The sequence below is a fragment of the Ruegeria sp. BG8 genome (genome assembly GCF_056538325.1).
In genome coordinates this window covers 33975-46928 of the sequence record NZ_JBQFSZ010000002.1, presented here as the reverse complement: position 1 = coordinate 46928, position 12954 = coordinate 33975, and the positions used below count along the sequence as shown (strand labels likewise).

The window sequence follows — 12954 nt, the reverse complement described above, 5'->3', positions numbered from 1 at the left end:
CCGGCGACCGGTTGTTTGCCCGAATACTCTGGGATTTTAATTGATCTATGGCTGATCGTCTTTCGCGTCGTATGTTTCTTGGTGGCCTGTCGGCCGCAATGCTTCCCGGCATGGTGCTGGCCGATGCACCCGCGGTGTCCTTGCGGCCCCAGTTGCGCGGAGCGCAGCCAAACGGTGCAGAGCGGCTAATACAAGCCGCTGGCCTGCGCGGAGAGGTTGCCTTTGCGGTGGCGGATGCCAAAACCGGGATCGAACTGGAAGCAGTAGGCGGTGATTTGGGCCTACCGCCAGCCAGTGTGGCCAAGGCGCTGACTGCTCTTTATGCGCTGGATGTGTTGGGCGCCGACTACCGGTTTGAAACCGCTTTGATGGCCGACGGTCCGATAGAAAACGGGATACTGAATGGCGACCTGATTTTGGTCGGAGGCGGCGATCCCTTGCTGGATACGGATGCGCTGGCCGCGATGGCGGCAAGTTTGCGAGAGGTTGGGATCACCGAAGTCCGTGGTGCGTTCAAGGTTTACGACGGTGCGCTGCCCTACGTTTTCAGTATCGACCCCGGTCAACCGGATCATTTGGGATACAGCCCGGCCATCAGTGGAATTTCTTTGAACTTCAACCGGGTGCATTTCGAGTGGAAGCGGGCCGGAACAAATTACGAAGTCACAATGGATGCGCGTAGCGCGCGATACAAACCCGCAGTCGATATGGCGACGATGTGGGTCGATAGTCGTAAGGCGCCAATTTACACTTATGAACCAAGTGCCCGGCAAGACCGTTGGACGGTCGCTCGGTCTGCATTGGGGAACGGCGGCGCGCGCTGGTTGCCGGTACGCAAACCTGCGCTTTACGCGGGCGATGTGTTTCGGACGTTGGCGCGATCGAATGGGATCGTTCTAGGGCGTGTTCAGGTGACAGGTGAGGCACCGCAGGGGACTGTTCTGGTAATGCATGAGAGTGACTCGCTGGACAGTATTCTGCGTGGAATGCTGAAATTCTCGACCAACATCACCGCTGAAATGGTCGGAATGGCAGCTTCAAAAGCCCGCGGTGCGAATTTGCAGAGTTTGACGGACTCTGCGGCGGAAATGAATCGTTGGGCCGCGGAATCCTACGGGGTTCAGGGCATCTCGATGGTTGATCACTCGGGGCTGGGTGACGCGTCGCGGGTCGCGCCGGGTGATTTCGTCAAGGCGCTGGTTGGGGCGCAGCAATCCGGGATGCTGCGGCCACTGTTGAAGCGTTTCAACTTGACCGACAGCCAGGGCCGGCCTGTAAAAAATCACCCGATCAAAGTGGACGCAAAAACAGGAACGCTGAACTTTGTGTCGGGCTTAGGCGGGTTTTTGACGACACCCGATGGATCTGAATTGGTCTTTGCGATCTTTACGGCTGACGTTGATCACCGCGCGACTATTCCGCGCGCGCATCGGGAACGGCCAGCAGGCGCGCGCAGTTGGAACAGCCGTTCACGCAGGTTGCAACGCGCCCTGATCGCACGTTGGGGAACGCTGAGCGGTAGCTGAGGTCAGGTCGTGTGACGCGCGCGAGCTCCGCGTTCAATCGCGGCGGCGTGCAGGCGGTCAATGCTTAATTCATAACGGATTTCTTCCAGCAGGCGCAGTTCTGTTTCTGCCAGCGATCCATCGGCGGCGGCTACATCACACGCCAGCGCATATGCAGTTTCATTCAAACGCTCAGGAAGGTTGTCGCGGATCAGACCGAACAGGGCATCCAGACCGTCCTCTTGCTCAAACAAATCGAACACGATTTGAGAAACACGGCGGGTGCGGTCGATGTCGTAATCCGCAAAAACCGGCAGCATGTTCACTGCGCCCTCGATTTTGACCAGTTCGGCCGTACGGATTGTTTCGTCCGAAGCAGAAATCGCAACCATGATCGCGACTAGGCAATCCTGAGGTGACATGGGGTGTGGAACTTGGTCAGTCATTTGATCGTCCTGCTTGGGCTGTTCTAAAGGCGCACGATAGGAGGGTCGCGAAACGGGTTCAACGGACTTTTGGCCGCAAGCGGTTATAGTATGGGCAATGGTCCGCGCGTTTTTGTCTGCCGCAGAACGAAATTGCTACGTGTGTCGCGGACAAGTCCGGATTTCAGAAGACGTTGCATGATAAAGTGCTCAAGGTCTTCGGGCGTCTTGGCATAGACTTTCAGTATGAAGTCATGATCCCCGGTGATCGAAGCGCATTCGACGATCTGCGGTTCAGTCTCAACCAGTCGCAGGAAGGCGGCGATACTGTCCTCGTGATGATCGCGAAGCGCAATGTGGACATAGGCGATGGCGTTTAAACCGACCAGTTTTGCAGGAACCCGCGCAGCATAACCGGCCAGAATACCCGCTGCTTCGAGGTCACGTACCCGGCGCCAACACTGCGACGCAGACAGGCCCGTGCGTTCGGCCAAATCCTGCATCGAAAGGCGGCCTTCCTTCTGCAACTCTTGCAGGATTGCGATATCTGCGATTTGGAGTATTTGGTTCGTCATTTTGGTATCTTTGAAATGTTTAACCCAAAATAGCCGAAATTCCGACGATAGAAAATCCAATAATCCCAAAATAGTCGGCTAAAATTCTCTTAAGGAGGATACACAATGCCGAATTCGACCAAGTATGTAGCGAAAGTGGCCGATACACAGGGTCATATCGTTTATTCGCCCGAAGAGGACGCTGTTTGGGCTGATCTTTATGCGGCGCAGGCCAAAAATATTCACCGTTACATGGCGCAGGATTATTTGGATGGTTTGGCGCGGCTGGCTTTACCCAAGACAAAGGTGCCGTCCTGCGTCGAAATCTCGGAGCGTCTGATGGATATGACCGGTTGGCGCGTGCAGCCGGTTCCGGCCTTGATCGGGTTCAAGACATTTTTCGGGATGTTGGCTGACCGCGTGTTTCCTGCCGCTTCCTTTATTCGGTCTCGTGAAGATTTCGACTATATCGAAGAGCCCGATATTTTTCACGAGATATTCGGGCATACCCCGTTGTTGAGCGATCCTCGCTTTGCCGCGTTCAGCCACGCGATTGGCAAAGCTGGCGTGCGGGCGGGCGACAAAGATTACGCGTGGCTCATACGTCTTTATTGGTTTTCCATAGAGTTTGGCCTGCGCCGCCAGAATGGCGAGATCAAGGCCCTGGGATCCGGGCTAGCCTCATCCCCGACTGAGCTGGTTTACGCGGTTGAGAGTGATTTCCCGGATCGTGATCCGTTCGACATCATGACGATCCTGCGGACACCATATCGGATCGATATGCATCAGATGGGGTATTTCGTTTTGGACGATCCTGTAGATTTGTTCGCGGCCGCGGATCGCGATCTGCTGGCAGACGTTCGCCAAGCGCAGAGGTTGGGGCTGCTGCCCAGCAAATTCCCCGAAAGAACAACCGCCGCGGAGTAGAAAGAAATGGCGCAATCAAACGAAACCTGTAACCTATCTGATCGAAATTGTGTCCCCTGTTCGGGCAACATTCCTGCGTTGTCACCTGAAGATGCCAGATTACGTCTGGATTCGCTTGCTGCTGATTGGACCCTTAATGCAGACTGTAAGCAGCTATTAAGGCGCTTTGCGTTCAAGGGCTTTGCCAAGGCGACCTATCTTGCCAATCTTTGCGCGTGGCTGGCCGACAAGGAGGGGCACCATCCAGATATTTCTTTTGGTTGGGGATATGTGGATGTTCGTTTGACAACGCATGAGATTGGCGGGCTTAGCGAAAATGATTTTATCTGGGCGGCGAAACTGGATCAGCTAACGGCCTAGTTTATGGTCAGCCGTCGTTCTCGTTAGGAAAAATCCCGCCCTTTATTGACTCATGCTGCACCGGCACAATAGGAGGGGTCGGTCGGTTGCATAGGGCAACCGGTCCTGTTTTCCTGATGGAGCCCGTACACAAATGTCTGAACTGCGTGAAACCGCGATGTCGTCCAAGGCCTGGCCTTTTGAAGAGGCGCGTCGGGTCCTCAAACGCTATCAGAAAGCAGCGCCGGAAAAGGGCTATGTTCTGTTTCAAACCGGGTATGGCCCCTCGGGTTTGCCCCATATCGGGACCTTCGGCGAAGTGGCCCGGACGTCCATGGTACGCCACGCTTTTGAACAGATCAGCGATATCCCAACCAAGCTGATTTGCTTTTCGGACGACATGGATGGGTTCCGAAAGGTACCGACGAATGTTCCGATGCAAGAAGAGCTTAAAGAAGATCTGCATCTGCCATTGACCAAAGTGCGTGATCCCTTTGGAACCCATGAGGGCTTTGCACAGCACAACAACGCAATGCTGTGTGATTTCCTTGATAGCTTTGGGTTCGAATACGAATTTGCGTCGGCCACCGATTACTATACCAGCGGCAAGTTTGATGATATGCTGCTGACAGCGCTGGAGCGTTTTGAAAAGATACAGGAAATCATGCTGCCTACCCTTGGGGCCGAGCGGCGTGAGACCTATTCTTGTTTCCTGCCTGTAAGCCCGAAAACCGGTCATGTGCTTCAAGTGCCGACGTTGGAGCGAAACGTGGCCAAGGGTACGATTGTCTATCAGGAACCCGATGGTGAAAAGGTCGAAATCCCTGTCACCGGCGGCAACGTCAAGATGCAGTGGAAGCCTGACTGGGCGATGCGCTGGGCCGCCTTGGGCGTGGATTATGAGATGTCAGGCAAGGACCTGATCGACTCGGTCACGCAGTCGTCCAAGATCTGCCGGGCGCTGGGCAAACAGCCGCCCGAGTCCCTGAGTTATGAGCTGTTCAATGATGAGCAGGGGCAGAAGATCTCGAAATCCAAGGGCAATGGGTTGTCGATGGAAGAGTGGCTGACTTATGCCGCGCCCGAGAGCTTGTCATATTTCATGTACCAAAAGCCCAAAACGGCAAAGCGTTTGTATTTTGACGTGATCCCGAAAGCGGTTGACGAGTATCATCAACAACTGCGCGCGTATCCGGATCAAGAGTTGAAAGCGCAATTGAACAATCCGGTCTGGCATATTCACGGTGGGGATGTCCCCAAGTCGACCTTGATGGTGCCGTTCGCAATGCTGCTGAATTTGGCCTCAGTATCAGGTGCCGAAGACAAAGAGGCGCTTTGGGGCTTCATTCGTCGTTATGCGCCAGATGCGACGTCAGAAACGCATCCCGATCTGGATCAGGCCGCAGGCTTCGCGGTGCGATACTTCAACGATTTCGTCAAACCAACAAGGAAGCACCGTGCACCGAGCGAACAGGAGCGAGAGGCGCTTGAAGCGTTGAAAGCCGCGCTTGAGGCCTATGACGGTCCGATCGAGGACGAGGCGCTGCAATCGGTGGTCTATTCCATTGGTCGTGAACGCTTTGACCCCATGCGGGGCTGGTTCACGGCGCTTTACGAGGTGTTGTTGGGGGCCTCACAAGGGCCGCGCTTTGGTGGCTTCATCGCGCTTTATGGTGTGCCGGAAACGATCGCGCTGATTGATAAGGCACTGGCCGGAGAGCTGGTCTGATTTGACCTGTTTCCGCATGGGGCTACCCTTGTTTCAGGAGGTAGCCCCATGCGTCGTTTCTTACTTGCTTTGTCTTTGAGTTTTGGCCTGACCTCGGCTGTGTTCGCACAGAGCGATGAGATTGAGGCAAATATCGCGGCGCAGATACAGGCGTTCAAAGCGGACGATTTCGCAACGGCCTTTACCTTTGCCAGCCCGAACATTCAGCGGCTTTTCCAAACGCCCGACAATTTCGGTGTGATGGTGCGCCGCGGGTATCCCATGGTCTGGCGCCCGTCAGAAGTTAGGTTCTTGGATCTGCGCGAGATTGACGGTGCCCTGTGGCAGAAGGTCATGATCGTCGATAGCGACGGACAGGTCCATATTCTGGACTACCAGATGGTACAGCTTGAAAGCGGCTGGAAAATCAACGGCGTGCAGCTTCTGGCCAATTCGGACCCCGCAGCCTGACGCAACACCACCGTCACGGCGGTATGACCGGCAGTTAATTCCTTTCGGATACTCAGACTTTTGCGCTCGGGGCACCCTCGGGCACTGGGTTCACGCGCATGGTGTTCGAACGCCGCGCAATTGGGAAAGGGATTTTGATGAACAAGGCAATCACAGACGGTATCGTGTTTATGCCGCCTTCTTTCGCAAATGGCTTGAACGTTTGGTCCAGTGGCGATGGAACACCGGGTTCACCGACTTATGCCGGGTCTGGCAACGGGGTGTTTGTTCCCGCCGATGCGGATTTTGGCGGCTGTCTCGAAATACTAAAGATCAGCCCGACGCAAAGGCTGCGCTATATGGGGCAAACTCCGTTGCAGCCGGGGTGCTATTTGCAGATCAAAGCTCGCGTCAAGGCGATTAGCGGTCCGTTGCCTGAAGTCAGGATCGCAGCATGGGCTGGTGGGGCAGGTGACACCCATATTGATGGCGTTGTTGAACAAGGCCCTGCGGTGCAGCTTTCGGGGTATGGCAACGTTCACGAAGTTACGGCGATTGTTGGCGCGGGTCAGCGCCAGGGTGTGGATATGCCGTGGGGCGTTGCTGCGTTATACGGCCATTTCGGATTGGACCTTGTTGGTGCCAATGGATCGGTTGTGCGCGTTGATGATATCGAGATCGCGGATGTGACCGGCGTCTTTCTGCGCGACATGATCAGCCTTGTGGACGTTCGCGATTTCGGCGCGGTCGGAGATGGCGTGGCGGACGATACAGATGCGTTCGAAGCAGCGGATCAAGCTGCTGGCGGCCGCCGTGTCTTTGTATCTGAAGGTGTTTACCGATTGACACAAAACACCACGATATCTTCTGAAATCGAGTTCGAGGGCACCCTGACCATGCCTGACGACAAGATGCTGCTTTTGACGAAAAACTTTGATTTGCCGGCTTACATTACAGCCTTTGGAGACGAAGAGCTGGCGTTCAAGAAAGCGTTCCAGGCGCTGCTGAACAATTCGGATCATGAATCGCTGGACATGGGCGGGCGCAAAATTTCGGTTAACGCGCCGATTGATATGGCAGCGGCTGTTCCGAATAGACAAACCGGCTTTTCAACGCGGCGGATCATTCGCAACGGTCAATTCGATGTCAAAAGCAACGCCGCTTGGGATACCGAGACGTTTACTTCAGTCGCGACCTATAATCCAAACGACCCGACGCGGCTAACGAATGTGGCAAATGTCGCCAATATTCCGGTGGGATCGCTTGTGCAGGGAAGTGGCGTGGGACGCGAAATATACGTGCGCTCCAAGAATGTCGGTGCTGGTGAAATAACGCTGAATGCGCCGATCTATGACGCATCGGGCACGCAGACATTCACGTTCGCGTCCTTTAAGTATCTGTTGGATTTCAGCGGGTTCAGCACATTGCGCAAATTCGGAATGGAAGAGATTGAATTCCAGTGTAATGGCCGTTGCAGCGCGATCCGTCTGGCTCCGTCTGGCAGCACCTTTGCAATCTCAAACTGCTTTATCAGCCGTCCGAAGGATCGGGGGATCACGTCCACGGGCACAGGCTGTCAGGGGATGCTGATCGACAATTGCCAGTTTTTGTCCACCGAAGAGTCGTTCAACGTGTCTGATCGAAAGTCGATTGCGTTGAATGCAACAGCTAACGACGTCAAGTTGCGGCACAACCGGGCTGTCAGGTTTTTGCATTTTGCGGTATTGGGTGGCACGAACAATCTGGTGTTGGGGAACCATTTCTTTCAGGGCGACAGCATTCCGCAGGGCGTGCGCAGTGCGGGCCTGGTGATGATCGGGACGTATAACAGCTCGACCATTTCCGAAAATTACGTCGACAATTGCTTTGTGCAGTGGACAAATGAACGAGATGCCAACCCTGTCTACACGGCCGGTTTTTCATTCAGCGCCATGAGCATTACCGACAACATTTTCTACTCGAGCGAGGTTGCCCCGTGGTTCAGTTCGATTGTCATTCGCCCTCACGGCGGGGGCCATTTTCTGAATGGTGTCGTGGTAACTGGAAACAAATTCCGTTCGACCAACGGCAGCATTGATCGCGCGGAACGGGTCGATACAAGTTTTGCAAGCCTGAACAAAAACGCCCATATGAATGTAACTTTCCAGAACAATACGTTCCACGGGGTCACGACAAAGGTCGAAAGTCCATTGCGGTTAAGGCATACACAGAACTCGGTTGCTCAAGTCTGGACGATCTCTGCGAATAGTCGGTTGCCGTTCGTCGGAAAAACCCGTGGTGCTGATGCGGTAACGGTTTTGGGGCCGCTTAAGAATGCTTTCGGGGCGACTGTCTACGCAACGCCATACGTTGATCTGGAGCGCGGATCCAACGGCGACGCTATCCAACTACGCTGGCCTCAGGCCGTTCGGGGAGAGGTATCCGCGATTACCCGAATGGATCGCTGAGGTTTAACTCAGTATTCGCCCCAAATAGCCAACCTGATGCCCGTGTTGCTACGGGCATCGTTTCGTTCGAGACCAATCACCCAAGTCGTGGGCTTTCCTGGTTTTCGGATGAGGATCGAGGGGCGTATGCGCCAATACAGCGGGTCTCCGCTGCGATAAGAGGTTTCTATCTGCACGAGCGGGTTCACAAGGCGCGGCGCAGACAGCCCTGCGGTCAGGTCCAGCTTTCGATAGAGTGCGTCATGGGTTCGATACTCGAGCGTTGTGTCGACAGCCAACCAGCCGCTGCCCCAACCGGATTGAAATCCTTTGCCATAAGACAGCGTTGCTTTGTACAGCGCCCAAGCACCATGGTATCTGTGGTGCACCCCCGCACCGAACTGCGCTGCGAAACGACCTTGGTTTTGAAGATCTACGATTGGTACGCGCATAAATGCAGTGGCATGGCCATATAGATCCCGGTTTTCTTCAAAGTCGAACCCTAATGTCAGGTCGTCTTTCAGGCCCCATTCAGCATAAACCGACGATTTGTAATCGTAGCCATAATCGCCATCCTTAAAGGCGGTCGCGGAGGCTGCGGTAAAAGCCGAACCCTTTTCGCGCAACCAAGCGCCTGACCAAGCCGGGGCGGCCATCAAAAATAATACCAAAAGGTAAACAACGCGAAACATGCGGGCAGCATCGACCAGCATGGTTAACGGATCGTTAGTAACTCTTCTTTTCTCTGAACCTGCAAAATTCCTGTGCGGGCAACGAAACCCAAGACCTTTTCCAATCCTGTGTTAAGTTTAATGCATACAAGGGAGATTCCAGATGCCTAAGATTGTCAAAAACGCCAGCATCCAAACCGTTATTACCACCTTCGAAATGACACCGGGTACGTGTCAGGATTTGTTGGAAGCCCTCACCGATGCCTATTCCGAGTTTATCTCGAAGCAGCCCGGTTTCATCGCCGCTGGTCTGCATGTGAACGACGCTCAGACCCGGATCGCCAATTACTCACAATGGGAGCGGCGCGAGGATTTTCTGGCCATGTTGCGCACACCCGAAATGCGCGACCGAAACCGAAAGATCAATGAGCTTTGCAAAAGCTTTGAGCCGGTCATGTATGATGTCGCAGAAAGTTTTGGCGGATCGTGACCTGAATCAAAGTAAGCCAAACTGAAAAGACGCATTTTTCCGTGGAATGAAACGGAGGTGTGCATCATGTATCACAACATTCTGGTCCCAATTTCCTTTGATGCCGAGCGGGATATTTCCGGCCCCATGAAACTCGCCGATGTTCTCGCCACACCCGATGCTCAGGTGACACTGTTGCATGTGGTCGAACATATTCCGAACTACGCCATTTCCTACATGCCGCCTGAGTATCTGACTGAAGCGCGCAGGGCGCTGCAGACGGAACTGGATGACTTGGCGGCCAAGTTGCCCAATGCCAAGGGCGTTGTGATCGAGGGCCACTCGGGGCGTACGATTCTGGATTGGGCGCAGGAACATAAACCCGATCTGATCATAATGGCATCGCATCGGCCCGGAATGCAGGACCTGCTGCTGGGCTCTACGGCTAACCACGTGGTTCGCCACGCTGCTTGCGCAGTGCACGTCGTTCGTTAAGTCAGATCAAGGTCTTCGGGGCTCAGGCGCCATGCCTTCCCAAAGCCGCCGTTGAGAAGGCCGTCAGTAACGGAGAACCGCACAAAGCTGAAATCGGCGAAGTCAACATACAGCTTCGCTTTGGGTCGCAGTTCAAGGTAGTGGCTTCGAAGCCTGTCGTGTTCAGTTGTCGCGCGCGGGACAAACTCTGCCCGCGCGTGCAACGTTAGCCGGGGATGGGTTAGTGGGTCTCCGGTTTCGCCGGGTTCACCGATTAACAGCGCGCAGACGGGGTTGGCGTGCAGCGCGCGGGTATGATCCGAGAGGGATGAGATCAAGGTCATCGGCCGCCGATCCGGATCTATAGCCAGCGCGATCCGTGAAATCGACGGCCCCTGAGTGCCTTCGCGCAGAACCGCCAAGGCCGCGAACGTTGCCGAATCCATTAGCTCTCGGGCAAGGCGGCGCGCTAAATCGTCTGCTGTCCGGAAGGGATCTGCCTTGGCCATTTTATGTGTCCAGTAGGGGGTCGTTGGCGTTTTTGAACCTTAGCTTCTGCAGGCCACAAATGCGCGCTTTTGCAGGGGTTTAATTCACAAATGCGTGGTTTCGGTCAGATCGATGAAAAAGCCTCGGATTCGTCTCAATACGTGTATACTACAGAGGTATGCCGCCTCAAGAATCCAATTCGCGCCCGGTTTTCACCGACCCGACGGCGCCAACCCGACGCCGCCGTGCGGATGCCACGCGCAGGCGGGCGTTATCTCCGTTTCGTATCTTTTTCATGATCCTGATGTTGCCGGTCACAACGGCGGCGATCGCGATGAGTGTTTATATCCGCACTTCTGAGTTTGAACAGGAAGAGGCGTTGTTGCACCTGATCGCCATGACCGGGTGCGAGGCCGCGACAAAGATCATACCGGGGCCATATTACGACGGGCAACCCGGCTATCACCTGCGCAACGATCCCGATGGCGACGGTATTGCGTGCGACCGGTCCTCACGTGTTTCCCAGCCGCAGGCCAGCGCATCCCCGGCTATTGCACAACCTGCGGCGCGCGAAGTTGGCGACGCCAAGTTTCTGCGCCCCTGACGCTGGTTCTGTCAGACCTTTGAGGGCGAGCCCATCAAATGAGCCGGGATGAGTTCAACACCTTCTGCGCATCGCTCAAGGCTACAACGCATGTTGTGCAGTGGGGCAATGCGGACGTGTGGAAAGTGGGTGGCAAGGTCTTTGCGATTTGCGGTTGGAACAACGGCGAGGATGCGTTCACCTTCAAGGCCACCGATCTGGCGTTTGAAGTGCTAAGCGATGAGCCCGGCATCCGCCCTGCGCCCTATCTGGCTTCGCGGGGGATGAAGTGGCTTCAGGTCTACGAAGAACGCGGGATGAGCGACGCCTCGCTGCGCGAGCATATCGCAACGTCCTATGATTTGGTGGTGTCCAAGCTGACCAAGAAGGCAAGGGCGGAGTTGGGAGTCTAGGGTACACGGCGGACCTGCAACCTTGGGGTGTTGGTTAGCATGCCCGGGTGAGGCGCGTGGTTGAAAATGCGCCGAATTCATAAGTATCAATACGAGATTATCGACCGCCATGCTACCTTGTGCGCGGCGGGATTTTTTTGATCGCGCCCCACGGCAATTTCGCCAGACGAGGGAGGAAAGTCATGTTTGCACGTATTACTCAATTCAAAATGAAGCCAGGCACGCGCGAGGCCGCGACGGCGAAAATGAACGCGTTGAAGTCAGAAATCATGGGCATGCCTGGCATGCACAGCTTTACCAACGTGATGAACGAAGACGGCTCGGGCTATGTGATCTCGGTGGTCGAGAGCGAGGCGACCTCGGACGCGAACGCGCCCAAAGTGGCCGAGCTGTGGGGCCATTTCGCCGAATTCATGGAAGGCCCACCGACACCGGTTGGGTATGATGTGATTGCCCATTGGGATAAGGGGTGAGTTAAAGGGCGGGGGTTTCCCCGCCCTTTTTGGGGCGGTGTAGGATGGGGTTTTACCCCATCATGCGTTTGGCCACCGCCGGGTGATGGGTTGGAAACCTATCCTACGCTTGCTGCAAGTAAGAAGTGTAGGGTGTGTCGGATGAGGTATTATCCCACCATGCTTTTGGATGCTTCCAGTTTGCTCGGTCGAAAACCCATTCTACGAATGCTAGCCAAAAGCTGACAATCCGTCTAATTTGCTAGGGAGAAGCTCAGCACAAAGCGCGACTCCAAGTTGTGAAGCGCTGGCTTGGGTAATCACGTCAATTCTTGAACTCTCATTTGGATCAAACCTGCTAGATGTGTAATCTGGAAGAACAGATACGATATTTTTGACCTCTTTAAGAATGTCTTTGGGGAAAAATTTCTCTAGTTCATTCAAGAGCTTTTCTTGGTCGTGACCAATCTTTTTCCTCAAATGTTCTTTGGGAAAGCCGTTTTCAAGCATGACTGCCTTAGCCGCCAGCTCAAACGTTAACCAAGTTTCAGAATTGGAGAACCCAACAAAATAAGATCGCGACAAATTGTCGGAAATCGAATTCAAGTACGAGTTGCTTTTCTGCCAAAAAAAGCGAGCGGTGTCGGATTTAATTGCTGAAGGTTGTACGTTGTTGGCTAGTAGAACCACTATGGATTGAGCCGAAACATGATTAAAGATATCGTCCCGATTGCGACAAAAGTCCCGCAACTCCTGTTCGGAATGGAAGCCGCAAATACTATGAGGTTTAAAGGTAACTGTGCCAAATGGAATAGGTAGCGCAACTTTTTTGACTCTATCCAAGGAATTGATAAACCCGGTACCCATTCCCGGCCAACTCAGCGAATATTCGGGAAACAGTTTTCTATAATCGGAAGCTATTTCTTGTCCTAGTTCCGTGGTGAAGTTTCCGTAGACCGGGCCAAAAATCATTTTCCCAGCACTCTCTGCTCGACAGTGAAATGGCACGCCAACTTCGCTCATTTTTTCGTCCGCATCCAAAATGTCTTTTTCAGACCATTTTTTCAAT

16 protein-coding genes are annotated in these 12954 nt (G+C 54.3%); 11 read left to right on the top strand and 5 right to left on the bottom strand.

What is annotated here, in order from left to right:
• Positions 1–47 precede the first annotated feature (47 nt).
• Positions 48–1526: a D-alanyl-D-alanine carboxypeptidase/D-alanyl-D-alanine endopeptidase gene (dacB, locus tag ACR0DG_RS05455; RefSeq protein ID WP_480695105.1), complete on the top strand. Its 1479-nt coding sequence runs from the start codon at positions 48–50 to the stop codon at positions 1524–1526.
• 2 nt (positions 1527–1528) lie between these two features.
• Here dacB and ACR0DG_RS05450 read toward each other — a convergent pair whose 3' ends face one another.
• Positions 1529–1951, bottom strand: coding sequence for a tellurite resistance TerB family protein (locus ACR0DG_RS05450; protein WP_480695103.1), 423 nt, complete (start codon positions 1949–1951; stop codon positions 1529–1531).
• 83 nt (positions 1952–2034) lie between these two features.
• Positions 2035–2505 carry an Lrp/AsnC family transcriptional regulator gene (locus tag ACR0DG_RS05445; RefSeq protein WP_480695101.1) on the bottom strand — a complete coding sequence of 157 codons (471 nt, stop codon included), beginning with the start codon at positions 2503–2505 and terminating at the stop codon, positions 2035–2037.
• A gap of 105 nt (positions 2506–2610) precedes the next feature.
• Here ACR0DG_RS05445 and phhA point away from each other — a divergent pair, with 105 nt between their 5' ends.
• From phhA to ACR0DG_RS05420, 5 genes are all read left to right on the top strand, one after another.
• Positions 2611–3411: a phenylalanine 4-monooxygenase gene (phhA, locus tag ACR0DG_RS05440; protein WP_480695099.1), complete on the top strand. Its 801-nt coding sequence runs from the start codon at positions 2611–2613 to the stop codon at positions 3409–3411.
• A gap of 6 nt (positions 3412–3417) precedes the next feature.
• On the top strand, positions 3418–3771 hold the full coding sequence (locus ACR0DG_RS05435) for a 4a-hydroxytetrahydrobiopterin dehydratase (protein WP_480695097.1): 354 nt from the start codon (positions 3418–3420) through the stop codon (positions 3769–3771).
• 133 nt (positions 3772–3904) lie between these two features.
• Positions 3905–5479 carry a lysine--tRNA ligase gene (locus tag ACR0DG_RS05430; RefSeq protein ID WP_480695095.1) on the top strand — a complete coding sequence of 525 codons (1575 nt, stop codon included), beginning with the start codon at positions 3905–3907 and terminating at the stop codon, positions 5477–5479.
• A 48-nt stretch (positions 5480–5527) separates the two neighbouring features.
• Positions 5528–5929 (top strand): DUF4864 domain-containing protein, encoded by a 402-nt coding sequence (locus tag ACR0DG_RS05425; RefSeq protein ID WP_480695093.1) that lies wholly within the window; start codon positions 5528–5530, stop codon positions 5927–5929.
• A 137-nt stretch (positions 5930–6066) separates the two neighbouring features.
• Positions 6067–8355 carry a glycosyl hydrolase family 28-related protein gene (locus ACR0DG_RS05420; RefSeq protein WP_480695091.1) on the top strand — a complete coding sequence of 763 codons (2289 nt, stop codon included), beginning with the start codon at positions 6067–6069 and terminating at the stop codon, positions 8353–8355.
• 8 nt (positions 8356–8363) lie between these two features.
• Here the strand turns inward: ACR0DG_RS05420 and ACR0DG_RS05415 are convergent, their stop codons facing one another.
• On the bottom strand, positions 8364–9047 hold the full coding sequence (locus ACR0DG_RS05415; protein ID WP_480695089.1) for a hypothetical protein: 684 nt from the start codon (positions 9045–9047) through the stop codon (positions 8364–8366).
• 121 nt (positions 9048–9168) lie between these two features.
• On the opposite strand from ACR0DG_RS05415, the gene ACR0DG_RS05410 reads away from it, so the two are divergent.
• Complete coding sequence (locus tag ACR0DG_RS05410; protein ID WP_480695087.1) at positions 9169–9495, top strand: antibiotic biosynthesis monooxygenase family protein; 327 nt, start codon at positions 9169–9171, stop codon at positions 9493–9495.
• Between the two features lie 66 nt (positions 9496–9561).
• Positions 9562–9969: a universal stress protein gene (locus ACR0DG_RS05405; RefSeq protein WP_480695085.1), complete on the top strand. Its 408-nt coding sequence runs from the start codon at positions 9562–9564 to the stop codon at positions 9967–9969.
• Here ACR0DG_RS05405 and ACR0DG_RS05400 read toward each other — a convergent pair.
• Positions 9966–10457: a HugZ family pyridoxamine 5'-phosphate oxidase gene (locus ACR0DG_RS05400; protein WP_480695083.1), complete on the bottom strand. Its 492-nt coding sequence runs from the start codon at positions 10455–10457 to the stop codon at positions 9966–9968. The genes ACR0DG_RS05405 and ACR0DG_RS05400 overlap by 4 nt on opposite strands.
• 158 nt (positions 10458–10615) lie before the next feature.
• Here ACR0DG_RS05400 and ACR0DG_RS05395 point away from each other — a divergent pair, with 158 nt between their 5' ends.
• The 3 genes from ACR0DG_RS05395 (at position 10616) to ACR0DG_RS05385 (ending at position 11906) form a co-directional block, all read left to right on the top strand.
• Positions 10616–11041, top strand: a complete 426-nt coding sequence (locus ACR0DG_RS05395; RefSeq protein ID WP_480695081.1) for an excalibur calcium-binding domain-containing protein — start codon at positions 10616–10618, stop codon at positions 11039–11041.
• 38 nt (positions 11042–11079) lie between these two features.
• A complete protein-coding gene (locus tag ACR0DG_RS05390; protein WP_480695079.1) occupies positions 11080–11433 on the top strand; it encodes an MmcQ/YjbR family DNA-binding protein in 354 nt (117 codons plus the stop codon).
• A 182-nt stretch (positions 11434–11615) separates the two neighbouring features.
• The gene (locus tag ACR0DG_RS05385) at positions 11616–11906 is read left to right on the top strand and encodes an antibiotic biosynthesis monooxygenase family protein (RefSeq protein WP_480695077.1); all 291 of its coding nucleotides are present in this window, start codon (positions 11616–11618) and stop codon (positions 11904–11906) included.
• A gap of 210 nt (positions 11907–12116) precedes the next feature.
• Here ACR0DG_RS05385 and ACR0DG_RS05380 read toward each other — a convergent pair whose 3' ends face one another.
• A complete protein-coding gene (locus ACR0DG_RS05380) occupies positions 12117–12953 on the bottom strand; it encodes a HEPN domain-containing protein (RefSeq protein WP_480695075.1) in 837 nt (278 codons plus the stop codon).
• Position 12954 lies beyond the last annotated feature (1 nt).